At 68.6% G+C, this 24,423-nt stretch carries 20 protein-coding genes; 9 read left to right on the forward strand and 11 right to left on the reverse strand.

The window, feature by feature from the left end:
- The first annotated feature begins 2 nt into the window (after positions 1-2).
- From BLA15945_RS11475 to BLA15945_RS11485, 3 genes are read left to right on the forward strand one after another with little or no spacing between them, the layout of a single operon-like run.
- The gene (locus tag BLA15945_RS11475; protein WP_059241418.1) at positions 3-875 is read left to right on the forward strand and encodes a polysaccharide deacetylase family protein; all 873 of its coding nucleotides are present in this window, start codon (positions 3-5) and stop codon (positions 873-875) included.
- The gene (locus tag BLA15945_RS11480) at positions 872-1,780 is read left to right on the forward strand and encodes a polysaccharide deacetylase family protein (protein WP_233464197.1); all 909 of its coding nucleotides are present in this window, start codon (positions 872-874) and stop codon (positions 1,778-1,780) included. Before BLA15945_RS11475 ends, BLA15945_RS11480 begins: the two co-directional genes overlap by 4 nt.
- The gene (locus tag BLA15945_RS11485; protein WP_174992380.1) at positions 1,777-3,162 is read left to right on the forward strand and encodes an MmgE/PrpD family protein; all 1,386 of its coding nucleotides are present in this window, start codon (positions 1,777-1,779) and stop codon (positions 3,160-3,162) included. Before BLA15945_RS11480 ends, BLA15945_RS11485 begins: the two co-directional genes overlap by 4 nt.
- A 108-nt stretch (positions 3,163-3,270) precedes the next feature.
- Here BLA15945_RS11485 and BLA15945_RS11490 read toward each other — a convergent pair whose 3' ends face one another.
- Entirely contained in the window at positions 3,271-4,227 is a 957-nt protein-coding gene (locus BLA15945_RS11490) for a mannuronate-specific alginate lyase (protein WP_174992381.1), read from the reverse strand.
- Positions 4,228-4,627: 400 nt separating this feature from the next.
- Between BLA15945_RS11490 and BLA15945_RS11495 the strand changes: the two genes are divergently transcribed.
- Positions 4,628-6,820, forward strand: coding sequence for a TonB-dependent siderophore receptor (locus BLA15945_RS11495; RefSeq protein ID WP_174992382.1), 2,193 nt, complete (start codon positions 4,628-4,630; stop codon positions 6,818-6,820).
- A gap of 7 nt (positions 6,821-6,827) precedes the next feature.
- Here BLA15945_RS11495 and BLA15945_RS11500 read toward each other — a convergent pair whose 3' ends face one another.
- On the reverse strand, positions 6,828-7,937 hold the full coding sequence (locus BLA15945_RS11500) for an alpha/beta hydrolase (RefSeq protein WP_233464199.1): 1,110 nt from the start codon (positions 7,935-7,937) through the stop codon (positions 6,828-6,830).
- A 106-nt stretch (positions 7,938-8,043) separates the two neighbouring features.
- Positions 8,044-8,859 carry a response regulator transcription factor gene (locus tag BLA15945_RS11505; protein ID WP_059241424.1) on the reverse strand — a complete coding sequence of 272 codons (816 nt, stop codon included), beginning with the start codon at positions 8,857-8,859 and terminating at the stop codon, positions 8,044-8,046.
- Positions 8,860-9,997: 1,138 nt separating this feature from the next.
- Between BLA15945_RS11505 and BLA15945_RS11510 the strand changes: the two genes are divergently transcribed.
- On the forward strand, positions 9,998-13,591 hold the full coding sequence (locus BLA15945_RS11510; protein WP_174992383.1) for a YadA family autotransporter adhesin: 3,594 nt from the start codon (positions 9,998-10,000) through the stop codon (positions 13,589-13,591).
- A gap of 282 nt (positions 13,592-13,873) precedes the next feature.
- Here the strand turns inward: BLA15945_RS11510 and BLA15945_RS11515 are convergent, their stop codons facing one another.
- Together BLA15945_RS11515 and BLA15945_RS11520 are read right to left on the reverse strand one after the other, a co-directional pair.
- Positions 13,874-14,191, reverse strand: coding sequence for a hypothetical protein (locus BLA15945_RS11515; protein WP_174992384.1), 318 nt, complete (start codon positions 14,189-14,191; stop codon positions 13,874-13,876).
- 721 nt (positions 14,192-14,912) lie between these two features.
- On the reverse strand, positions 14,913-15,092 hold the full coding sequence (locus BLA15945_RS11520; RefSeq protein ID WP_174992385.1) for a hypothetical protein: 180 nt from the start codon (positions 15,090-15,092) through the stop codon (positions 14,913-14,915).
- Positions 15,093-15,174: 82 nt separating this feature from the next.
- On the opposite strand from BLA15945_RS11520, the gene BLA15945_RS11525 reads away from it, so the two are divergent.
- From BLA15945_RS11525 to BLA15945_RS11540, 4 genes are all read left to right on the forward strand, one after another.
- Positions 15,175-15,924 carry a hypothetical protein gene (locus BLA15945_RS11525; protein WP_174992386.1) on the forward strand — a complete coding sequence of 250 codons (750 nt, stop codon included), beginning with the start codon at positions 15,175-15,177 and terminating at the stop codon, positions 15,922-15,924.
- 122 nt (positions 15,925-16,046) lie between these two features.
- Entirely contained in the window at positions 16,047-17,288 is a 1,242-nt protein-coding gene (locus BLA15945_RS11530; RefSeq protein ID WP_174992387.1) for an aromatic ring-hydroxylating oxygenase subunit alpha, read from the forward strand.
- Between the two features lie 2 nt (positions 17,289-17,290).
- The gene (locus BLA15945_RS11535) at positions 17,291-18,886 is read left to right on the forward strand and encodes an FAD-binding oxidoreductase (RefSeq protein WP_059241433.1); all 1,596 of its coding nucleotides are present in this window, start codon (positions 17,291-17,293) and stop codon (positions 18,884-18,886) included.
- Positions 18,876-20,108, forward strand: coding sequence for an MFS transporter (locus BLA15945_RS11540; RefSeq protein WP_174992388.1), 1,233 nt, complete (start codon positions 18,876-18,878; stop codon positions 20,106-20,108). Before BLA15945_RS11535 ends, BLA15945_RS11540 begins: the two co-directional genes overlap by 11 nt.
- 376 nt (positions 20,109-20,484) lie before the next feature.
- Here BLA15945_RS11540 and BLA15945_RS11545 read toward each other — a convergent pair whose 3' ends face one another.
- The 6 genes from BLA15945_RS11545 to sctS form a co-directional block, all read right to left on the reverse strand.
- The gene (locus BLA15945_RS11545) at positions 20,485-20,940 is read right to left on the reverse strand and encodes a CesT family type III secretion system chaperone (protein WP_059241437.1); all 456 of its coding nucleotides are present in this window, start codon (positions 20,938-20,940) and stop codon (positions 20,485-20,487) included.
- Between the two features lie 91 nt (positions 20,941-21,031).
- A complete protein-coding gene (locus tag BLA15945_RS11550) occupies positions 21,032-21,238 on the reverse strand; it encodes a hypothetical protein (RefSeq protein ID WP_059241440.1) in 207 nt (68 codons plus the stop codon).
- Between the two features lie 146 nt (positions 21,239-21,384).
- Positions 21,385-21,627, reverse strand: a complete 243-nt coding sequence (locus BLA15945_RS11555; RefSeq protein WP_174992389.1) for a type III secretion protein — start codon at positions 21,625-21,627, stop codon at positions 21,385-21,387.
- 18 nt (positions 21,628-21,645) lie between these two features.
- A complete protein-coding gene (locus tag BLA15945_RS11560) occupies positions 21,646-22,914 on the reverse strand; it encodes a secretion protein (RefSeq protein ID WP_174992390.1) in 1,269 nt (422 codons plus the stop codon).
- 137 nt (positions 22,915-23,051) lie between these two features.
- On the reverse strand, positions 23,052-24,098 hold the full coding sequence (locus tag BLA15945_RS11565) for a hypothetical protein (protein ID WP_174992391.1): 1,047 nt from the start codon (positions 24,096-24,098) through the stop codon (positions 23,052-23,054).
- Positions 24,099-24,135: 37 nt separating this feature from the next.
- Complete coding sequence (sctS, locus tag BLA15945_RS11570; RefSeq protein WP_059241447.1) at positions 24,136-24,399, reverse strand: type III secretion system export apparatus subunit SctS; 264 nt, start codon at positions 24,397-24,399, stop codon at positions 24,136-24,138.
- Positions 24,400-24,423 lie beyond the last annotated feature (24 nt).

The following is a 24,423-nucleotide window of genomic DNA, read 5'->3' on the forward strand; positions in this document are numbered from 1 at the left end:
CGATGACGGAGCTGGCTCCCCGCTGGCCGGATGCGAAACGTGCATGCGTCGCGCTCGCGTTCGACCTCGACGGCCCGACTGGCGATGCGATGCTGAACGGGTCGATCTGGCGCAACCCCGCGTATTTCACGCTCGGCAGCTACGGGCCGTGGCGCGCGCTCGGCCGGTTGCTCGACATGCTCGCGTCGTTCGGGCTGCCGGCAACCTTCTTCGTGCCCGCCTGGGTCGCGCAGACGTGGCCTGCGCAATGCGCGGCGATCGTCGAGCGCGGCCACGAGATCGGCTATCACGGCTACCGGCACGAAGCGTTCTGGACGCTCTCGCCCGATCGGCAGCGCGAGATCATGGCGCAGTCGGCCGACGTCTTCGCGCGCACGCTCGGCGTGCGGCCGGTCGGGTTCCGCACGCCGTCCGGCGACTGGAGTGCAGCGACGGTGGCGGTGCTGCGCGAGGCGGGCGTGCGCTATTCGAGCTCGATGCGCGGCGACGACCGGCCGTACCTGCTGCACGGCGAGGCCGGGGAACCGCCGCTCGTCGAGATTCCCGGCCGCTGGGAAACCGACGATTACGCGTCGCTCGCGTACCACCGCAACCCTGACTACCCGGCCGGGCTCGACCGGATCGCCGGATACGGTGCGACGCTCGACAACTGGACGCGCGAATTCGACGGCGTGTACCGTGACGGGCTGTGCCTGACGACGCTGCTTCATCCCAAGGTTTGCGGCAAGCCGGGACGCATCGCGCTGCTTGAGGCATGGCTCGACCATATGTGCGCGCAGGACGGCGTATGGTTCGCGCGCTGCCACGCGCTAGCCGACTGGTGGCTCGCGCAGGCCACGCGGGATGCGGAACCCATGCAACGGAGCGGCATGTGACCTACTTTCCTTCATGGCCGGGCGGCGCGCGATACGCGGTCGCGATCACGGTCGATTTCAACGACATTCATGGCATCCAGACGCGCGAACCGCGCATCGTCGGCCGTGAGAAATCGCTGTCGGTCTGGCGTTACGGCGCGACACGTGGCGTCGACCGGCTGCTTGCAGCTTTCGACGCGTTCGGCGTGCCGGCGAGCTGGTTCGTGCCCGGCGCCGTCGCCGAAACGCACGGGGGCGCGGTGCGCGAGATTGCCGCCGCCGGCCACGAGCTCGGCGTGAGCGGCTATCGCTGCGAGGATTTCGATGCCTTGTCGCTTGCCGCACAGGCCGACGCGTGCCGCGCCGGGCGTGCTGCGCTCGCGGACGCGATCGGTCGCGACGCGGAAGGCTTTCGCTCGTTCACCGGCAACTGGGCCGATGGTTTCGCGGATTGTCTCGTTGCGGAAGGTTTCACGTGGTCGTCGTCGTGGCGCGGCGACGATCTGCCTTACGTGCATCCGCGCAACGACGGCGACGCGAACGGCGCGCGGCTCGTCGAGCTGCCGCTGCACTACGAACTCGAGGACGAACCGTACTTCGAGTTCAACCTGTCGCCGCCCGTGCCGGCGGGCCAGCCGCGCATCGCGGCGTACCGGGACGTGCTCGACAACTGGCGGCGCGACGTCGACGGGTTCAGGCGTTTCGGGCTGTGCTGCGTGCTGCGCCTGCATCCCGAGATCATCGGCACGACCGGGCGGATCGATCTGCTGCGCGCGTTGCTCGCGCACCTGCGCGGCACCGGTGATGCGTGGTTTGCGACGGGGCGCGACATCGCGCGCTGGTGGCGTGCGCAGGCCCCCGTGAACGCCCCGGGCCATCCGGTCGACGTGTTCGCGCGTTGCGTGGCAGAGGAGGCGGCGCGATGACAACGGAGACGCAAGCGCGCGCCACCCGGCTCGCGGCATTCGTTGCACGGACCTCCGCCGATGCAATGCCGGACGACGTCGTCGCGAAAGCCAAGCGTCATGTCCTCGACACGTTCGGTGCGGCGCTGGCCGGCACGTCGGCCGTCGAGACACGCAGTGCCCGTGCGTTGACCGGCGCCGTTGAGCAGGGTGGCGCGTCGCTATGGGGCACGCGACGGCGCGCGAGCGCGCGCGACGCGGCGTTCGTCAACGGCATTGCCGCGCACGCGCTCGAGCTCGACGATTCCGGCGGCTGCGATCATTCGGGCGCGGTCGTGCTGCCTGCCGTACTCGCCGCGCTGTCGTGCGCCGGCCACCCCGTGACCGGCCGGGCATGCGTGGCGGCGATCGTGCTCGGTTACGACGTCGGTCGGCGCGTGCTCGAGGCGGCGGGCGGCTACTCGGCCCACAACGGAGCGGGCTGGCATTCGACGCTCAGCTGCGGCGTGTTCGGTGCGGCCGCCGCGAGCGCACGCGTGCTCGGGCTCGACACCGCACGCACGCGCGACGCGCTTGGCCACGCGGCGAGCTTCGCCGGCGGCCTGTGGAGCTTCATTCACGACGGATCGCAGACCAAGCGGCTGCACGCCGGGCGTGCGGCCGAAGGCGGCGTGCTGGCAGCATTGCTTGCACGGGAAGGCGTGAGCGGCCCCGCCCGCGTGTTCGACGACGTGTGGGGCGGTTTCTTCAATACGTTCGCCGCACAATCGCACGCGCCCGACGCATTGACCGACGGCCTTGGTGCGCACTGGAAGCTGATGCGCTGCTCGATCAAGCCGCACGCGTCGTGCCGCAGCGCCCATGCGGCGGTCGACGCGACGTTGCAACTCGCGGACGGCCGCACGTTCGATGCCGACGCGCTCGAACGGGTGGTGGTGCGCGCAAGCGCGTTCGTTGCGCGGATGTGTGGCGGTCGCGACCTGTCGACGCTGTCGTCCGCGCAGATGAGCCTGCCGTATGCCGTTGCGGCGGCGCTCGTGTTCGGCGATACCGGGCTCGGCGCCTATCGCGCAGACCGGCGCGCCGACCCGCGCGTGACCGCGCTGCTCGCGCGCATCACGGTCGACGTCGATCCGGCACTCGGCGATCTCGACGAACCGACGGTGACCTTGCAGCGCGCGGACGGGACGCGGGAATCGCGTCACGTTCCGATCGCACTCGGCGATCCGCGCAATCCGCTGCCGGATGCGGCGCTGCTGGCGAAATATCGTGCGCTGGCAAGCACGGCGCTCGACAGTGCGCGCGTCGACGCGTTGCGCGACGTGTGCCTGTCGCTGGACCGGCAGGCAGACGCGCGCGTGCTGAACGAGCGGCTCGCAGGCGATTCGGAAAACCGCGAATGACCGTGCCGATGGGCTTCGAGCGGCAGTGGCGGCTGCAACATTCGCGCGAAAAACGGCCGATCAACGATACGTCAACGCCGAGGATGTGCCGCGTGCGGGGTGCCGGGCCTATGGCAGCGGCGCGCCCCACACCGCCGTCACGTCGCCACCCAGCCGCCATTCGTCGAACGGGCGGCGCGGTGCGATGATTGCCGGCAGGCGACGATCGCGAAAGCGCGCGAAGTACGGCTCGACCCAACTGAGTTCATCGCGAAACGTCCACGGGAACAGGTCCTGCCTGACCGGCGTGATGGCCGCGAAGCTCGCGGGATTCTCCACCGCGGCGATCACGAGATTCGCGAGACGGCCGATCGCACCGTCGTTTTCCCGATAGAGATCGATATGGCGCTGCTGCACGAGCTCCGCCGCGAACACGAGCGGCAGCAGTGCGAACGTGTGGTAGTGCAGCGCACGGTTGCCGCGCTTGACTTCCCGTGCAAGCGAACCGTCCGGGCCGATGTCGCGGATGCCTTCGCGAACGCGCAGCAGCCCCGAATCGACGAGGCTCGCGTTGCCGGTCGCGGTGCCGATCGCGATCAGGTCGAGTCCGGCCCAATACACGAGGTTGTTGTGCAGGTGGTTGATCGCTTCCGCATCGCGGGTGGCGATCGCGATGCGTTCGAGCCACGGATCGATCGCATCGAGGCGCGCGCGATTCGCATCGCGCACGTCGCGCGGCATGCGCAGGATCACCATCGCGAAATCGGTGCCGGCCCATGAACGCTCGTAATGGCCCTGGTAACCCGAGATCCGGCCCATCAGCGCATCGGCCTGCGCCCAGCTTTCCAGCAGGCTCGATGCGCACGACCAGTCGCCGTGGTCCGCCGCCGTGTTGAGCCGGGCAATGAAATCGCGCATCGGCTTCACGGCGCGCGCATAGCCGGCGGCGTCGTCATAGTAGCCGTGCGGATCGATCGTCGTGACGGCTGGCGGTATGTCGCAGGCGCGGGCCGGTGGCACGGTGCCGAATAGCGCGCCCAGGGAGAGCAACACGGCGAACAGCGGTCGAGTCGACAGGCAGCGCATACGGTCCCCGGTGGTGACGGTCGTGACGCCGGGTGCCCGCGGTCGACGCCGTACCGAGCATCGTGCGGGGCCGCGTGGTCCGCGGCCGTTTCCGGGTCGAACGCAGTCTAGCGTCCCCGTCTTTCATCCGCCTTTCCCGGCGGCAGCCGACCGGATCGATGGCGCGCCTGCGCCGTTTTCGCCGCGCGAGCGCCGGATTCGCGTGCCCGCGCACTTTTTTTGAAGACCGCGCCACATTCGCCCGGTATGATCGCTGCGCTCGCGAACGACGCCACTGGCCATCGGATTCCGGCTCGCGCGCAATCGACATGACCGGCATGACAACACAGGGCGGACGCCGTTCGATGCGTCGCGCCACGATCGGGCCGAATCGGCCACCAGCACGACGGAGCAGGGAACGATGGTAACGGGGACGAGTGCGGCGCGACGCGCGAGGACGATCGCGGCCGCCGGAGCATGGTGCGTGGCGGCGGCAGGCAGCGCGCCCGCGCAGGCTGCGGATGCGGGAGACGCGCCGCAGGCCGGCGCGGCGGCAGCCGTGTTGCCGGCAATCGACGTGCAAGGCGTGGCCGACGGCGCGTCCGTCGGGCTCGTCGGGCGGCGCACCGCGGCCGGCACGAAGACCGACACGCCGGTGGCCGAGATCCCGCAAACGATCAATATCGTGACCGCACAACAGATCGAGATGACCGGCGCGGCCGACCTGAACCAGGCGCTGCGCTACGTGCCGGGCTTCTCGACGTTCGGCGCCGACAGCCGGACCGACTGGTATGCGGCGCTGCGCGGCTTCACGCCGACGCTGTACGTCGACGGCGTGCCGGCCCTGAATACGGCCGTGATCGCGAACTGGCGCGTCGACCCGTACACGATCGATTCGATCGCGGTACTGCGCGGGCCGACGTCGGTGCTGTACGGCGCAGGCGAGCCCGGCGCGATCGTCGACGCGCAGACGAAGCTCGCCGACGGCGCGCGCGTGCGCGAAGCCGGCGTGCAGATCGGCAACGATGCGCGCAAGCAGGTCATGCTCGATGTCGGCGACCGGCTCGATCCGGACGGCAAGGTGGCATACCGCTTCGTCGGCGTCGCGCGCGACGGCAACGCGGTGACCGGCCCGAACGGTGACCGGCGCGTCGCGCTCGCGCCGTCGTTCCGCTGGCGGCCGAACGCCGACACGTCGCTGACGGTCTCCGCAACGTTCCTGCAGGACAGCGGCGACATATCGTCGAACTTCCTGCCGGCGTCGGGCACGGTATTGCCGAACCCCAACGGCCGCCTGTCGCAGGACACCTACATGGGCGACCCGTCGTTCAACGACTACCGCAAGAAGCAATGGTCGCTCGGTTACGCGCTCGAACACCGCGTGAACGGGATCTGGACGCTGCACCAGGACGTGCGCTGGTCGCACCTGTCGCTCGACGATGCAACGGTGTTCGGCAATGGCTTCGCGCCCCGCAGCACGACGAACATGATGCGTTTCGCGGGGCTGTTCCAGCTCAACTACAGCCGGCTCGACATCGACAATCACGCGCAGGCGCGCTTCGGCACGGGGCCGCTCGAGCATACGCTGCTGTTCGGCCTGCAATTCGACCGGCAGACGACGACCAACAGCGTGTGGCTTGCACTCGCGCCGTCGCTCGACCTGTACCACCCCGTCTACCGGCCGGTGACGGTCGCGATCTTCTCCGGTCCGACGTCGCTCGGCCACATCGACCAGTACACCGCGATGAACACGGTCGGCGTGTATGCGCAGGACCAGATCCGCTGGCAACGCTGGACGCTGACGCTCGGCGGCCGCGAGGATGTCGTGAATGCGCGCTTCGACGACCGGACGGCCGGCACGCAGGCGCAGCAGAACGTCAGTGCGTTTTCCGGGCGCGTCGGGCTCACCTATCAAGGCGACGCCGGGCTGTCGCCGTACCTGAGCTATTCGACGTCGTTCGATCCGGTCATTGGCGTGCGGATGTTCGGCGGCGGCCTGCCGAAACCGACGCGCGGCGCGCAGATCGAGGCCGGGCTGCGCTGGCAGCCGCCCGGCAGGAACCTGATGCTGAACGCGGCCGTCTACCAGATCGACCAGACCAACGTCGTGACGCCGACGCCGGTGAATCTCGACCGGACCGGCACGACGTCCGTGCAGACCGGCAAGGTGCGTTCGCGCGGCATCGAGCTGAGCGCGGTCGGCAAGCTGACGCGCGAGTTGTCGATCGTCGCGTCGTATGCATATCAGGACGTCAAGAACGTGCAGGCGAACGACGCGTCGCTGAACAACTGGCCGGTGTCCGTGCCGCTGCCGCGGCAGATGGCGTCGCTGTGGGCCGACTGGACCTGGCAGACGGGCGCGCTGGCGGGCGTCGGGATCGGCGGCGGCGTGCGCTATCAAAGCGCGTCGGCCGGCGCGCCCGACAATTCGTTGACGGTGCCGAGCGCGACGTTGTACGACCTGGCGTTGCATTACGACATGCCGCACTGGCGTTTCGCACTGAACGTCGCGAACCTGTTCGACCGGCGTTATGTCAGCGGCTGCCAGTCGTATGCCGTGTGCGTGTTCGGCAACGAGCGGACCGTGCTGGCCAGCGCGAAATACAACTGGTGAGCGCGCGCTATCGTGCCGCGGCGGGCAGCAGATATTCGAGGCCGTGCGTGAAACCGCGCGGCGCGACCGTCAGGTGATTTTCGTCGTCGAGTACGTCGACGCGCAGCCGGAGCGACCGGAACTGCCTCGACCGCAAGGACTTCTCCATCTTCCGCGTGTCGGTGACCATGTTGTAGGTCCTGGCAAAACGCGGATCGCCCTTCCGGACTTCCTCGTACTCGCCGACATATATGAACACCTGCGCCGGCAGGTCGCGGTGGCTGGCCGCGTAGGCGGCCTCGACACGCGACATGGCGTGCCGGTCGTACCACAGCGACGGACTGCCGATCAGATAGCCGGAGAACAGGTCAGGTTCGGTCAGCAGGATCCTCATGCCCAGCAGGCCGCCATATGAATGGCCGAGCAAGAATCGCCGGCTTTCGTTGGTCCGGTACTGCTTCGCGATGAACGGCAGAACCTGGTTGCGGAGATACGCCTGATACGCGCCGGCCTGGCCGTGAACGGCATCGGCCGGTGCGTCGGGAGATCCTGCCGACGTGGGCGTGTAGTCGCGTCGCCGGCTCTGCATGCCGCTTTCGCCGCGCGCATAGGACAGGCCGACGAGTATGAATTCCTCGACGACGGGCCCTTCGCCGTTGAGACGGCGGGCAATCTGCTTGACGAGGGGGAACGCATAGTCGGCATCCGTCACGTAAAGGACGGGATAGCGGCGCTGCGGCTGGCTGCCGTAGGACGGCGGCAGCGCGACGAATACCTGATAGTCGCGGCCGGAAACCGGGTCCGGCACGTCGCGGACTTCGGTGTCCGCGACCTCATAGGGTTCGCCGTTGCCGCGCTGCCAGTACGCCGGATGGGTTGCCGTCGTTGCCTGTCCCGCTGCGGCGGCGGAGTGGGCGATCAGGCACATCGCGACGAGGCCTGCATGCAGAAGTGGCTTCATGCCGGACCGCATGCCTCGTTTGGCCCGCATCAACGAGGCGACGATCGAATGGTTCGGGAAACGTGGACGTCGCATGGGGCGTGCTCTTGGCCGAAAGCGCGCAGTTTGCCAAAAAAAGCGCGCTCGCGCGGCGCCGATTCGATTCGTTTGGGCGAACGGGCGGGCGCGATTGGTCAACGACGGCCGGCGCGCCAGGGCCCGGCGATTCCGTTGCCCGGTTGCCTGCGGTGAACCGCGGCCCGTGAAGCCGGCAGCGCGCGACGGGACGCCGTGAACCGGCGCGCTACGCGCCGCGTTGCGGCTCCCGTGCGGCGGTGCGCGCGCCCGCGTGACCCTGGCGCCGCCATTCGGTCGGGGTGATGCCGAACCGCTCGCGGAAGGCGGTCGCGAAATTGGCCGGCGTGGAAAAGCCGATTTCCTTCGCGATGCTGGCGATGCTGAGCGACGTCGAATCCAGCAGGTCCTGCGCGATCCGCAGCCGCTCGTACCGCAGATATTCGAACACCGTCTGGCCGAGATTGTCGCGAAACGCGCGCGACAGCCGCTTTTCGTGCGTGCCGACTGCGCGTGCCAGTTCCTCCACCGTCGGCGGATCGTTCAGCGTGCGCGACAGGTGGCGAATGGCCGCCCGCACGATGATGTCGTCGTCCTTGCCGGCCGCGAACAGGTTGTCCGCCGGTTCCGGACCGGCCGGCCGTTCCCGCTGCGTCCGTGAGAGCTGCACGCGAATCCGCGCGACCACTTCTTCCGGCTCGAACGGCTTCACCACATAGTCGACGCCGCCGATCTCGAGCCCTTCGAGCCGTTCGTGCAATGCGCCGGCCACGGTCAGGAAGATGACGGGAATCCCGGCCGTGAGCGGATCGGCGGCAAGCAGGCGGCACGCGGTGAAGCCGTCCATGCGCGGCATCCGCACGTCCATCAGGATCAGGTCGGGCATCAGCGCCTGCGCGCGCTGGCACGCTTGCGCGCCGTCGGATGCGATGCTGATCCGGCATCCGGTGTCGCGCAGGATGTCGATCAGCAGACGCAGCTGGTCGGGTTGATCGTCGACGACCAGGAGATGGGCGTCGCTCAATGCGGAGATCGATGAAGGCATCGTGCACCTGTTCGGAAAAGGCGGTTGGCTGCGTTTCCACGGGTGGCCTGCCCGGTTCGGGGGAAACGTCGTGAGCCGCTCTATGACGACGCATAAGCGCATCGCACGCTCGCATCGATTCCAGAGGTTGCCGGCACTGCGCGACGGACAACCGGTCGTCGCATGACACGGCATTCGTTTTTTTGATCGCTGAGCCGGTAAGGACGCGGACGATTGCCGTGCTCGCGCCGTGAAGATCGCGACTGCAGGAATCAATGCGAGCGGAATTGTAGGAGCTTCTTTCAAATCCCGCCAGACACTGCGGCTCTATTCGCGTCATCCCGCTTTCCCGATATTTAAAATGGCGGATTGAGACAGGAACGCCGCGTGTTGATATGCGTCAATACTCATGGTTTACACGAATGCCGGCCACGCAGCTCCGCGATCGACCAGATTCTGGATTGTCTTCCCGGGATTGATTTTAATTTAAATCCGCTTTGGCAAAGTATTTATCCGCCTTGTAAAACATTGCGATTAATTTCGGCAGCGCGAAATCGTTTGCGAGGCGTAGGTATTTCACGTAAGTCATTGAATATATTGAATTTCACAATCTATAAAGAATGTCGGCTTCAATAATTCAAGATCGTGTCCCATAATTCGTCCGAACTTTGAATGCCGGGTGGCGCAGCGCAACGGAAGGCGCCGCAAGGTGCGCCGGACGTTGTGCGATTCGAGTCCGAAGCATCGATTGATGCCCGCCCGGGCAAATGCTCGTGGCACGGGAATAAAGCACCGGTTGCCGAAGATGAAATAAAAGAAGCGGGGTTGGTCGCGGTCGGCGCGACCTCACATCAGAGGTGTTTATAACGACAGGTTGAATCTCCGGATTCAGTCGGGGAAAGGCTCGTCCATAAATAGCATTACGCATTCCTAATGAGGTTTCATGAATAACGGAACGGGCCGTAACTAGACGGCGGGCCCGGAGGCTTCGATCGTCCGGTGGAAACGAACGGTCGATGCGGATCGCCTCCAACGTGGCAGCGCCGGATCACGGAATCGGGTTCCGCACCGAAGTCGCAATCGCAATCGAAGTCGAAGCTGTCAATAAACGTAAGTAGTCCATATTCAAACCAGACGCTACACAACGGAGCAGAAGACCATGAAGAGGAAGCAGATTTCGGTGCTCGCCGCCGCGATGTTCGCGGGCGCGGGTATGCTGAGCGCCGGCGCCGCGCACGCCGACAATTTCGTCGACCGCGGCAACCCGGACAACGCGCTGAACGGGCAGTGCATCGACGGGACCAACCCGCTGTGCGTCAAGACGAAGAACGGGACCTACGTGGCGGTGAGTACCACGAACGTGACGCAGGGCACGAATGCCAAGGCCGGCACCAGCGGCATCGCGATCGGCGACCAGTCGAATGCGAGCAGCAACGGCGGCAGCAGCAGCGGCGGTGCGATTGCGATCGGTGTCGGCTCGCAGGCGCTGGCGAACTCGGCGACCGCGATCGGCACGGTGGCGGTCGCGCAGGGCAACACCGCGCTGGCGATCGGCCGCCAGTCGGCCGCAGTCGGCGATTTCTCGATGGCGCTCGGCAACGTGGCGGATGCGCACGGCACCAGCTCGATCGCACTCGGCCACTCGGCATTGGCCAGCGGCGACCGCTCGGTCGCAATCGGCGGCGCGAACCCGACGTCGAGCGATGGCGTATCGGCCGGCGCGTCGTACGACGCGGCGACGCAGACGCGCGCGGGCGGCACGCAATCGGTGGCGATCGGCGCGGGTGCGCAGACGAACGACAACAATCAGGTGGCGATCGGGTCGGGCAGCATCGGCGCGAACAACGGCGGCACGCCGGTGTTCGGCGGCACGGCCGCACCGGTCGGCGGCGCGGTATCGTTCGGTGCAATCGGCAGCGAACGCCAGCTCAAGAACGTTGCGGCGGGCGCGGCCGATACGGACGCCGTCAACGTCCAGCAGCTGAAGAACGTGAACAACACGCTCAGCACGGGCATCGGCAATGTCGACGCGCGCGTGACGTCGGTCGGCAATTCGCTGTCGACCACGATCTCGAACGTCGACCAGCGCGTGACCAGCGTCGGCAACAGCCTCAGCACGAGCATCGTCACGGCGACGCAGAACGTCGTGAAGTACACCGACAACACGCATGCGGCGATCGCGCTCGACGGCGTCAACGGCACGACGATCGGCGGTGTCGCGGCCGGCGTGGCCGATACCGACGCCGTCAATGTCGGCCAGCTGAAGGGCAGCGTCACGCCGCTTCAGACGTCCATTTCGACGGCGGCGTCGAACATCGCGAACCTGCAGACCAGCGTGACCGGCATCAACACGTCGCTGAGTACGGCGGCGTCGAACATCGGCGGCCTGCAGGCGGCCGATGCGCGCAACGTGAAGTACGACGGCGCGAGCGGCTTCGACTCGGTGACGTTCGCGGGCACCAACGGCACGACGCTGCACAACGTCGCCGACGGCAAGGACGTACACGACGCCGTCAACGTCGGGCAGCTGAACGGCGGCCTCGCGTCGCTCAGCACGAGCGTGACGAACAACCTCAGTACGACGCTCGGCAACCTGAGCACGTCGATCACCAGCCAGATCAGCAGCGCGACGAAGAACGCCGTGCAGTACGACAGCGACGCGCACAGCGGCGTCACGCTGGGCGGGACGGGGGCGGCGGCGCCGGTCGGCCTGCACAACGTCGCGGACGGCACGGCCGCGAACGATGCGGTGAACGTGGGCCAGCTCGGCAAGGCAACCAGCACGCTCAACCAGTCGATCACGACCGTCGGCAACCAGGTGACGACGAATACGGGCAATATCGCGGCGCTGCAGCAGGATGCGCTCCAGTGGAACCCGGGCATCGGCGCTTACGACGCGAGCCACGGCGGCCACGGCCCGCAGCTCATCAGCAACGTCGCGGCCGGCAAGGCCGGCACCGACGCGGTCAACGTCGACCAGCTGACCGCGGCGATTCACGACGGCACGAGCCAGCTCGATGCGCTGGCCGTGAAATACGACGACGCGAGCAAGCGGCAGGTTTCGCTCGGCGCGGGCAACGGCGGCAGCCCGGTGCGCGTGACCAACGTCGCGGCCGGCAACGTCGCGGCCGGCAGCACCGACGCGGTGAACGGCGCACAGCTGCGCAGCGCGATCGACAGTACCGCGGCCGCACTCGGCGGCGGCGCGACGTCGAATCCGGACGGCTCGATCACCGCTCCGAACTACAAGATCGGCGGCAGCGCGTTCAACAATGTCGGCGACGCACTGACGAACCTAGACGGCCGCGTCGGCAGCAACACGACGACCCTCGCGAATCACGAAACGCGCATCGGCAACGCCGAAACGAATATCGCGGGCAACACGGCGGCGATCGCCGGGCTGCAGCAGGACGCGCTGCAGTTCGATCCGAAGCTCGGCGCGTTCAGCGCGGCGCGCGGCGGTGCACCGACGCAGCTGACGAACGTGGCCGACGGCAATGTCGCCGCAGGCAGCACGGATGCGGTGAACGGCGGCCAGCTGTCGGGCGTGAAAACCGCGCTCGAACAGCAGATCACGCAGGTGTCGAACCAGGCCGGCGAAGCCGTGAAGAACGTCGTCAAGTACGACGTCGACACGAACGGCAACCGGCTGAATTCGGTGTCGCTCGTCGGCGGCGATGCAACGTCGGCGGTCGTGCTGAAGAACGTCGCGGCGGGCACCAGCGATACGGACGCGGTGAACGTGAAGCAGCTGAAGGGCGTGCAGTCGAGCCTCAACCAGCTCGGCGCGCTCGCGGTGCAGTACGACGACAGCTCGAAGAGCACGATCACGCTCGGCGGCGCCGGCGGCACGCGCATCACCAACGTGCAGGCAGGCACGCTCGGCGCGACCAGCACCGACGCGGTGAACGGCTCGCAGCTCTACGCGACCAACCAGCAGGTGTCGAAGAACACGACCGACATCTCGAACCTGCAGAGCAACGTCACCAACATCGCGAACGGCAAGGCCGGCCTCGTGCAGCAGCAGGATCCGAACGGCGCGATCACGGTCGGGCAGGGCACGGGCGGCACCAGCGTGAACTTCTCCGGCACGGCGGGCGACCGCGTGCTGACCGGCGTCGCGGCGGGCGTGAACGCCAACGACGCGGTCAACATGGGCCAGTTCAACACCGCGCTGCAGAATGCCGCGGCCAACGACAAGATCCGCGCGGCGGCGACCGATGCGAACACGTCGTGGATCGCGCGTGCCGATGCGGGTTCGATCGGGTCGACGGCGACCGCGACCGGCAAGAATGCGGTGGCGGTTGGCCAGGGCTCCGTCGCCGATCGCGACAATTCGTTCTCGGTCGGTGCGAAGGGCAGCGAGCGCCAGGTCACGAACGTCGCGGCCGGGACGGCGCCGACCGACGCGGTGAACGTGCAGCAGCTGAACGACAACCTGTCGACGGCATCGGCGCAGGCGAAGGGCTACACCGACCAGCGCGTCGGCCAGGTGTACAACGCGTTCAACGACCTGAAGAAGGACATGTACGGCGGCGTCGCGTCGGCGATGGCGGTGGCCGGTTTGCCGCAGCCGACGGGCGCGGGGCGCTCGATGGTGTCGGCGGCGACGTCGAACTATCACGGTCAGCAGGGCTTCGCGGCCGGCTACTCGTACGTGACGGAGAGCAACCGCTGGGTCGTCAAGGCGTCGGTGACGGGCAACACGCGGTCGGACTTCGGCGCGGTGGTCGGCGCGGGTTATCAGTTCTGATGCAGGTCGCGCAGCGTTGAGCGTTGAGCGTTGAGCGGTGCGGGCGCCGGGGCATGGATTCAGCGCCCGGTACCCGTGATCGCCCGGTGGCCCGGGGTCCGTTGACGGACCCCGGGCCATTTGCGCAGCGGCCCGCCTGGCGGCAGGCACGTGCCGGTCTGCTCGACCACGCGGATGAATCCGGGCAGTGCGCGAATCGACGCGCCCGCCGTTGCGCCGATACTTGCGGCGCCGCCGCATGCGCGCGGCGGACGACGCAACGCGCGTGCGGTTCCGGGACGCTCAGCGGACGCTGGTTTGCCGCGGCGGCGGAATGTCCTTGAATCGTGGATCGAGCGCGATCCAGAACGCTTGCGTCCGGCCCGGTTCGGTCAGCGCCGGGTCGGGGCGCCAGCCGCGCGCCTGCTTTCGCTCCAGTTGCGCCGTATTGCTGTCCCATACGCGAGACAGCCTGTATCGATCACCCTTCGCGATCAACGCGTCGTCGACCTGTTTCGCGAGGTTTCTCGCGGCGTCCGTTCCCCGATGTTCCCGGGCGACCAGGATATTGATCCGGGCGACTTGTCCCGGCGCGTGCAGCCCGGTTTCCGAATCGTCCATGAAACCCGTGATCACGTCGTCCTTGACCGCGACGCCCCCCCGTCATAGTTGCGCGGGTCGAATGCGCCGGGCGGGTAATCCTCCTCGAAACGGGCGGCAAGTGCGCCACGATCGTCCGCGTCTATTTCGAACGGGAATCTGATGAGTTCGTCCCTGGTGTTCGCGTCATGCGGGTCGACCGCTCCCATCGTCGTTCCGTCCGCGTAGTGCCGGATGCGCGAAAGCTGTGCCGGCGGCGCTTCGCCCGCGCTCTCCAGCGACGCCGTACTTGGACGGCGCTGTCCGGACAAGGGGGCGGGAACTGCGATCGGATCTGGGCTTGCGCGGCAGTATCGACGGTTGGCGCCGGCGCTGGCGCTCAGTGCGAACTGTCGACAGGGCTTTCGCTGTTTCGCGGGCTGGAATCGGGACTCGCGGTGCGCGTCACTTGCATGGCGTTCAGGAAATGAGTGGCGGGTTAACGGAATGTAGGCGGGCCTCGCGCGCCGATCGTCGCCGCATCGGAACCGCGGTCGCCGGATGCGAAGCGAGCGTGACGCTGGCGGCATCGATTGCGGGTTTGCGCGCGCCGCTTCGCATTGCGTCCGGCCGCAATCGACGGACCGAGGTATTTCTGCAGGAGTCGGCGTCAGCACGGCCTTGCCGAAGGGGCGTTCACCCCAGCCCCATGCTAGCGAACAGGTATCGGAGAGCACATGGACAATACGGTCAGCGGGCCGCGTCAGGTTTCATTCGGAAGTCCGCCCGCATCGACGCCGGCGCCGGAGCGCCACGACAGCCCGCCAGCGCAGCCGTCCAGCCCGGCCGGCGGCGCGGTGCTCGAACGGCTGCGCACGATCGGCGCCCGGGCGGATACGCCTTTTTCTCCGCGGCCCGTCAGCCCGCTGACGAAGGCCGACATGAGGTCCGTCGTCACGCCAAGACCCGTCTCCCCGGAGACGGCATCGCCCATCCGCCGGCCGGCGGCATGGCGGATCGGCAACGTGCCCGCAAGCGCCGGCAACACGAGCCCGCCCGGCAGCTTGCCGGAGCCGGGCAGAACGGCTTCTGCTGCGTCGGACGGTCATTCGTCGCCGCATGCGGAAGCGCCGGCCAGCGCGCCGAAACAGCCGGACGAAGACTGGCGCGCGTTCCTGACGCGTACCGGGCATTCGCCTGGGTCGGAGGCACCACCATCGCCGTCCGGCAGCCCTGCGCAGACGAGGGGGCACGAAGACTGGAGCACGTTCCTGACGCGCACCGGGCATGCGCCTGGATCGGCGGCGCCGCCATCGTCATCCGGCAGCCCCGCGCAGACGGGGGGCCATGAAGACTGGAGCACGTTCCTGACGCGTACCGGGCATGCGCCTGGATCGGCGGCGCCGCCATCGTCATCCGGCAGCCCTGCGCAGACGGAGGGCCACGAAGACTGGCGCGCGTTCCTGACGCGCACCGGGCATGCAACGGAACCGGAGGCGGCAACCGAGCCGTCAGGCAGCCATTCGGCGGCGCGTGAAGGCGTGCAGGACAGCTTGCCCGCGAACCCGGCGGGACACGTGCCGGTGGCCGTTGCCGACGTTCCGCTGCAGGCGCCGAAACCGGTTCGTCCCCATGCGACGGCGCACATCTTGCGGGACGTACCCGATCGTTCGCCCGGCGTGCCCGCGCAGGTCAATCCTGCACCGGCACGCGCCGACGCGCACCGTAATCCACTGCAGGCACTGAGGGACGGGATCCGACGCATCTTGCGCTGAATCGCATGGCCGTCCGCTGCGGATCGCCCGCCACCGTTTCGCATCGCGGCCGCCGCAACGGCACGCTTCTCCTACGATCGCTGTCACGGCCGCATGGGCGCGGCCCAACCCTGGGGAATTTCATGCAAGCTGCGCAGCGCTATCAACATGTCCTCACACAGCATCTCGCGAAGCCGCTCGAGCACGCGACGTCGCTTCCGGCGGCGTTCTACACCGACCCCGAGATCTTCGCCCACGAACGCGCGGTGCTCGACGAACGCCACTGGCGCGTCGCAGCCGCCGGCGGACAGGTTGCCCGGCCCGGCGACGTGCTGCCCGTCACGCTGTCCGGCATGCCGCTCGTCGTCACGCGCGATCGAGACGGCATGCTCGGCTGCTTTCACAACATCTGCAAGCACCGCGGCGTGCCGCTCGTGAGCGAGACGGCAAGCGACGTCCATTCGATCAGGTGCCCGTATCACGCGTGGCGATACGGATTGAACGGCGCGCTGGAACGTGCGAGCCACTTCAACGGGATTCACGACCACCACGTGGATGCTTCGCACCGCGCGTGTCTCGAACTCGACCGCGTGCGAAGCGCGAGCTGGAACGGTCTCGTCTGCGTGAACCCGGGCGGCCGTGCCGCGCCGCTCGCCGATACGCTGGCGGCGCTCGAGCGCCGCTGGCACGACTACGACTTCTCGCAACTGCAGTACGGCGGCGCGCTGCACTATCGCGTGCACGGCAACTGGAAGCTCGTCGTCGAGAACTTTCTCGACAGCTATCACAACCCGTTCGTGCATCCCGCGCTGAACAAGGCGTCGCTGTGGAACGAGCACTACCCGGTCGTGGACGCGCACGTCTGCGGCGTCGGCACCCGTATCTACGATGCGGCGACCGCCGGCCACGGCGGCCTGCCGACGTTCGCCGGACTGTCGCCGCAACGCGCGCGCGGCGCCGAGTACCTGCTCGCGAGCCCCACGCTGATGCTCGGCCTGCATGCGGACTACCTGTTCGTGCTGACGGTCGATCCGGTCGACGTGCAGACCACCGACGAGCACGTGTACTTCTTCTTCGTCGGCACGCCGTCCGCCGGCGTACCGGCCACGAATGACGACGGCGATCCGCTGGAAGCGCTCCGCGAGCGCGTGCGCGCGAACTGGGATCGCATCAATCGCGAGGACCTTCCGATGATCGAGGGCATGCACGCGTGCCGCCGCTCGCCCGGCTATCGCGCCGGCCCGTTCTCGCCGTTCCACGAAGGGCCGCTGCATGCGTTCCAGCTCTCGCTCGCGCGCCGGATGGCGCCCGAACCGGCTGTGCCGTCGCAGCCCGCCGAACGGCACGACGCGCTCCGCTTCCATCCGATTTCAGTCGAGGCCTGACCATGCAGATTGCATTCAACGGGCCGTCGCACGGCGACCTGGGCGAGCGGCTGTGCGCGCTCATCGGCGCCGACGCGGTGCTGACCGACGAACCGTCGCTTGCGTTCTATTCGAACGACGTGTTCTGGCAACCGGGCGTGGCGCCGCTGGCGATCACGCTGCCGCGCAGCGCCGACGACGTGGTCGCGCTTGCGCGACTCGCGCAGGATCTCGACGTCGCGCTGATTCCGCGCGGCGGCGGCCTGTCGTACGGCAAGGGCTATCTGCCGCCGCACCGCAACTGCATCGTGGTCGACACGCGGCGCATGTCGCGCGTGATCGAAATCGACGAGAAGAGCCGCTTCGTCACCGTCGAAGCCGGCTGCACCTGGGCCGAACTGCACGAGGCGCTGCTGCCCACCGGCTTGCGCACGCCGTACTGGGGGCCGATGTCGGGGATCGGCGGGACGGTCGGGGGCGCACTGTCGCAGAACAGCGCGTTCTACGGATCGAGCCGCCACGGCACGGTGGCCGACAGCGTGCTCGGCGTCACGGCCGTGCTGGCCGACGGCACCTGCGTGACCACCGGGTCGGGCGGGCGGCGCGGCGCGAAGCCGTTCACGCGCCACGGCGGCGGCCCCGATTTCACGGGGCTCTTTCTCGGCGACAACGGCGCGTTCGGCATCAAGGTCGCCGCGACGCTGCGCCTGATCGAGCGTACGCCGCATGTCGGCTACCTGTCGGCCGGCTTCGCGACGATGCAGGCGATGGTCGACGCGCAGGTGCGGCTGGCGCAGACCGGCAAGATCGCGGAGAGCTTCGGCATCGACCGCAACAAGGCGCTGCAGTCGGCCGGCGTGAACCGCGCGGCCGACAGCGTGAAGAACCTGCTGGCGGTGGTCGGCGCCGGCACGAGCCTCGCGGCCGGCGTGAAGGACGCGGTGGCGGTCGCCGCGGGCGGCACGCAGTTCCTGACGGCGTATCCGTACACGCTGCACCTGATGGTCGAGGACGAATCGGCGCGACGCCTCGGCGAGGCGCTGGCCGAGGTGCGCGCCATCGTGCTGTACGAGGGCGTCGAGCTGCCCGATTCGGTGCCGCGCGTGATTCGCGCGAAACCGTTCGGCCCGGTGCGCGGCATGCTCGGGCTGAACGGCGAACGCTGGGTACCGTGCCACGCCACGTTCGCACTCGCCGATGCGTTGTACGTGTGCGATGCGATGGCGCGTCACTTTGAAACGTTCGATGCGTTGATGACGCAACACGGGATCAGCCGCTCGCATTTCCTGATGTGCATCGGCAACGAGTTTTTCTTCGAGACCGCGTTCTACTGGCGCGACGAACTCACGCCGCTGCACGTCGCGACGGTCGGGGCGGACGTCACGGCGCCGTGGGCCGATCGGCCAGCCGCGCCCGACGCGCGGGCCGCCGTACAGGCGATTCGCGACGCGACCTATCTCGCGTATGCGGAACTGGGCGGTGCGAGCTGGCAGGTGTCGCGCGACTATCCGTTCGAGCGCGTGCTGGAACCGGGGTCGTGGAACCTGATGCGGCGTGTCAAGGCGAGCCTCGATCCGGATCGGCGAGTCAACCCGGGAGCGCTCGGCGATGGCTGCTGATCCGCGCGAAGGGGCGGCGGCCGGTACGCCCGCCGCCGACGGCGTGACCGGCGCGCAGGTCGCGCTGATGGCGACGCTGTGCGCGTTCTCGGCCGGCAGCCTCTACTACAACCAGGTCATGGCGACTGCGATCGCGTCGAGCTTCGGCGTCGCGCCGGCCACCGCGAGCACGCTGTCGATCTTCGGCCACGTCGGCTACGTGGCCGGCCTCGTGCTGCTCGTGCCGCTCGGCGACCGTTACGAGAAGCGCTCGCTGGTCGCGCGTCTCGCGTGGCTCGGTGCGCTTGCATTGGCCGGTGCGGCGCTTGCGCCGTTCTTCGCGCTGGAGGCGCTCGCCACCCTTGCGAGCGGCGTGTTCGCGACCACCGCGTCGCTGACCGTGCCGTTCGCGGCGACGCTGGCGGCGCCCGCGCGGCGCGGCCGTGTCGTGGGGCGCGTGATGCTCGGGCTGCTGATCGGCATCGTCGCGAGCCGCGTGGTTTCGGGCGCGCTGACCGACGCGCTCGGCTGGCGCGCGATGTTCGCGTTCGCGGCGCTCGCGCAGGCCCTCCTCGCGTGGCTCGTGTCGCGCCGGCTGCCGCGCTCGCCGGCGACGACCGGCGAATCCTATGCGAGCCTGCTTCGCTCGCTGCACGCGCTTTATCGCGACGAACCGCGCCTGCGGCTGTCGGCGTGGCGCGGCGCGCTGCTGTTCGGCGCGTTCAGCGCGCTGTGGGCGAGCTACGCGCTGCATCTGCGGCACACGCATCCGGCATGGGGCGCGGCCGTGGACGGGTTGTTCGGGCTCGCGGGCATCGCCGGTGCGCTGATCGCGCCGGCGATCGGCCGCGCGGCCGACGTGCTCGGACCCGAGCGCGTGTTCGGGCGCGCGCTGGCCTGCCTGTTCGTCGCACTGGTGCTGTTCGCCGCGTGGCCGGGGCAGGTCGCCGTCGAGGCGCTGGCGATCGTGTTGCTCGACATGGGCATCCAGGCCGCGATGGTCTGCAACCAGACCGTGATCTATGCGCTGCGGCCGGCCGCGCGCACGCGCATCAACGGCGTCTACATGATCGTGTACTTCATCGGCGGCACCAGTGGCACGGCGCTGGCCGTGCCGGCGTGGACGACGGCAGGGTGGCCGGGCGTGCTGGCCGTGTGCACGGCATTCGTCGCGGCGGGGGCCGGGTTGCATGCCGGGGCACGGTGGCGTGCGCGTGCGTGGCGCGGCGACCCGACGGTCTGACCGTCTGACCGTCTGACGCTGCGCGATCGGGTACGGCCTGGCCCCGCGCGCATGACGGATGCGCCTGCGTCGACCGTCGCAATCAGCGCGGAACAATGGGCGGTCAGACGCGGCAGGACATTCAACGACACGCGCACCGCGCCCGCGATGCGCGGCCCATCCGCGCGTGGGCTCGCCCCCATCGGTCCCCATCGCATGACGATCGACGTCGAACGCTGCGGACCGGTGCTCCAGTGCGTCGCACGTGTGACCTCCGGGGCAACGGGTTCCGGAACCAGCACAGGCGCACCGCCACGCGGGTTACATCGTCGATGCGAGGACGGATTGGCGGACGCGAAGTGCCGGTCCGCCGCGCGAGCCGGGGGCAGGCGAGGCTTCACGCGCGCAGCCAGATGAATTCACCCGTCGCGATACCTTCGAACATGTCGTCGTTCGATTCGATGATGTTCTGCCGCCAGTATCGGCCGTGCTCGGCGTAGTGCGAGAGGAGGTCGGCGAGGGTCTCGCCGGTCACGTCGTCGGCGAACGGCACGCGCACGATCAGCACGATGCCGCCCGTATCGCTGTCCATGCCGAGCTGTGCCTGGTCCTGCGCATAGATCAGCAGGTTCGCTTCCAGCATCAGCCGGAAGATCGTCAACGTGCGGCCGGCCGTGACCGTGCCGTAATGAAAATTGACGTAGAGCGCGCCCGGGTCGTTGTCGAAGTAATCGAGCCGCACGTCGAAACCCTCGACCTCGATCGTCCGCGTCTGCAGGATGTGGTCGACGTCGGGCAAGCCGACGGCGGCGCACAGTTCGCCGACCAGCGCGGTATAGATATCGATGCTCATCGACCTTGCGACCCGTCGAAAGAAGTGCCGGCCGTACCGCGCCGCGACCCGACCGGCACAAGGGTCGCGGCGCCGGTTGCCTTCGTCTCGATCACGAGGGCTTCGCGGCCTCCTTGACACCCGAAGAGGCCGCTTTCATTGCCTCGCCGGTCGCCTGCTTCAATTGCATGTTCGACACGGCGCCTGCGATCGCCAGTTGTTCGTTCCCGGCGGCCCCAAGCTGTCCGATGATGCCACCGGTGGCGGCAGCCGAATTCGCGCCTCCCGCGACGCTGCCGACGACGTTGCCAATACTCATGTCCGACTCCTTTCGACGTGTAGAAGAGCCTGTCCGAACGCCGCCGCGATTGCATGCGGGCGACTTTCTCGACAGTACGTTGCAGATCGCGACGGTCCGGTCGCCCGGCGTCGCGGGATTCCGCGCACAAGCGCGAAAACCGGGCGCTACTTCGCGAGTTCCTGCTCGCGAAGCTGCGCGACGAGGCGGCTGGCCGCCATCAGTCCGAGATAGATCTTCGAGCGGTTGCTGCGGTCCAGGTCGGACCCGCCCCGGGCGTCGCCGACCGCCTGGGCACTGAGCTGCAGCGCGCGCTCGAGCTCGATCAGCCGCGGCCCCGAGGCCGGGTCGGCGAGCAGGTTCTGCAGGTTGCCGAAATCCTCGGCGTGGCGTTCGATTGCTTCGTACATGCGAATTCCCCTTGGGCTTCAGTGAATCGACGCTGCGGCGGCCCGGTCGTCCGACGGCAACGGCACCGGATCGACCCGCGCGACGGGCGGTGTGGCGGGCGCCGCCGGCGTGGCGGATGCCGCGCCCGGCGCCGATGCGGCGGCCGTTTCCGGTGCGATGTCGTCAGCGGCGTCGGGCACCGGATAGATGTGCTTCACGCCGTCCGGCGTTTCGGCATATCGCACGTCGCCCGACGACAGCAGCGCGGTGAAATTCCCCTGCTTGGGGGCCGGCGCCGGCAGGTCGATGTCGGTCAACGCGACGCGAATCTGCGTGACGCTCTTGTCGAAATCGCCGCGAATACGCGTCAGCGCACTCTCGACGCGTTGCCGGTCCGCCACCGCGCCGGATACCGTAAACACGCCGTGGCCGTCGTAAGCGACCTGGACGCCGTCGACGTCGACGGCATCGCGAATGCCGCGGGCGATGTCGTCGGCCACCCGATAGCGGCGCACGATGACGGCCGGCTTCATGCGGTCGAACAGTTGCCGCGCGACATGATCGTCGTTCGCCGAGCGGACCATCCCCGTCACCACCGCGCGCGCGGCGCCGTCGCCGCCATCGCGGGCCGCATGAAGCTCGTTCAGGTGCGCGTCGGCCAGCGCGCGGTTCACGCGTTGCTCGAGCAGCACGTCGGGCGGCGCGAGCGCGGCGCGGCTGACGTTGGTCGTCAGCGCGAAGCTGAGGCCGGCCACGCCCGCGCCGACGGCGACACACGCGGCGACGATGCCCGCATAGCGCAGCCGTTTCACGCGCGCGGCGCCGCGCGGCGTGTCGTCGCCTTCGTTCGACGCGCGGGCGGGGCCGGTCAGCAGTGTCGACAGCAACGCGAGGTCGCTCGGCCACGTGTCGTCCGCCCAGCCGATGCACAACGCGATGTCGTCGAACTGCAACGGCACGAAGTCGACCATCCAGACCTTGCAAGGATCCAGCGTCGCAGGCGGTTCGTCGTCCTGCCCGGCGAACGCGTCGCCGCGAGCCGCGCGGGCCGACGCCGCGTCATCGCCGTCGTGCGGCAGGTCTGCCTGCGGTGCAGCGAAGGCGGCGAGCGAATCGTTCGTGTCCGCATGCTCGAGCCGCTGGCTGCTGACCGCGCCGTTCGATTCGACCACCAGCAGGACGTCGGCACCCCGCCAGTCGGTGAGCTGGATGTCGGCGTCGTCGTCGGCGCCGACGCGATACGCACCGGGCTCCAGATGGACCTGGGCGCCGGCGTGGTGTCCCGTGAGGATGCGCAGCAGTTTCATGGTCGATTCGGATCCGTGCGGTGACGCAGGCGACATGCATCGCAGCGGCGTCGCGTGCTTTCGATACTTTCACTGTAACGGCCGTCGGTTCCGTCGCCCGGCAGACGCGCGAACCGGCGTGCGTGTCTGCGAAGCGGTTAGCGAGTCGATGGCGGGTCAGACGGGGTGTCGTCGCCGGGAAGGTCGCGCGCGTCAAGGTTCGACGCGTGCGCACCGGCTTCCAGCGACGCCAGGATGCTGTCGGCGCGCGCCGCGCGCGAGCCGATCGCCGGCCGTTCGAGCGCAAGCAATTGCAATCCCAGCAACAGGTTGAAATGCCGGATGCGGGCGGCCGGTTCGACGGCCGGTGCGGCCCGGTCGGCCGGATGCGATTCTCCGGCGCCCGTGGCGGCGCTGCGCAGCCGGGACCGCTCGACGAGCCGCGCGCGCACCGCGTCGAAACCGGTCGCGCTCGACGGGCCGAGCCAGGTGCGTGACAGCGTGACTTCACGGGCGACGCGATACATTCGTGCATCGAGTGGCGTTCCGGGGGCCGCGGCGAGCTCGTCGCGCATCGCCAGCAACGCGTCGCAACACGCATCGGCAACGGCCTGTTCGCGCGCACCGCCGGCGTCATGACCGAGTGCGCCGGCCAGCCAGTCGGGTACCGTCGCGTCGTCGAGCAAGGCGGCCGCCGCGCCGCGCCGGGCGACGCGCAGGGCGCCCGGCGCGCGCCGCGTGCCAGGCTCCCGTTCGCGCTGCTGCTGTTGCCGGCCTTGCTGCTGTTGATTCCCGTCCTGCTGGGACGACTGCTGCTCGCCGCCGCGCTGTCCTCCGCGTCCGCCGTCACGACCGACGCGCAATCCGGACAGCGGGCTCGACGTACCCCGCCGGGTCGTGCCGTGCGGACCCCGTTGCTGCGCCGGTTGCGCGATTGCCTTGCGCGGCATCGCGAAGCGCGCGCGCTTGCCGGCGTTTTTCCGCCGGGCCTGCGCGAGGCGCGCGCGCATCCGGGCGGCCAGCTGCTTGTTCGCCAGCAGCCTCGCGCTCACGTTGCGCGCATGCGCGAACAGCGTGCGGCCGCGAAACAGCGCGGCCTGATGGCTCGCGCGCGCGTCGTCGCGTCCGTGTTCGGCGCGGGTCCGCTCGGTTTGCGCGAGCCCGTCCTGTGCGGCAGCATAAGGATTGTGCGAGATCCGGCTCATCGACATGCCGCTCCGGGGATCGTCGTGACGATGCCGTTCATTGCGGCAACGCGGTGCGCATCATCTGGTTGGCGAAATGCAGGACCGAGGACGCCGCGAGCGGGGCCACGATGATGATCGTGATCACCACCGCCACGAGCTTCACGCCATGCGGCAAGGTCTGGTCCTGCATCGACGTGATCGCCTGCAGGAACGAGACGGCGAGCCCGACCGCGGCCGCCACGATGACGACCGGCAGCGAGCAGTAGAGGCACAGCAGCATCCCCTGGGCGGCGGCGCCGATCAGCGCGTCGATTTCCATCGAGAATTCCCGTAAGCAAGCATT

It is taken from the genome of Burkholderia arboris, from assembly GCF_902499125.1.
GTDB lineage: Bacteria > Pseudomonadota > Gammaproteobacteria > Burkholderiales > Burkholderiaceae > Burkholderia > Burkholderia arboris.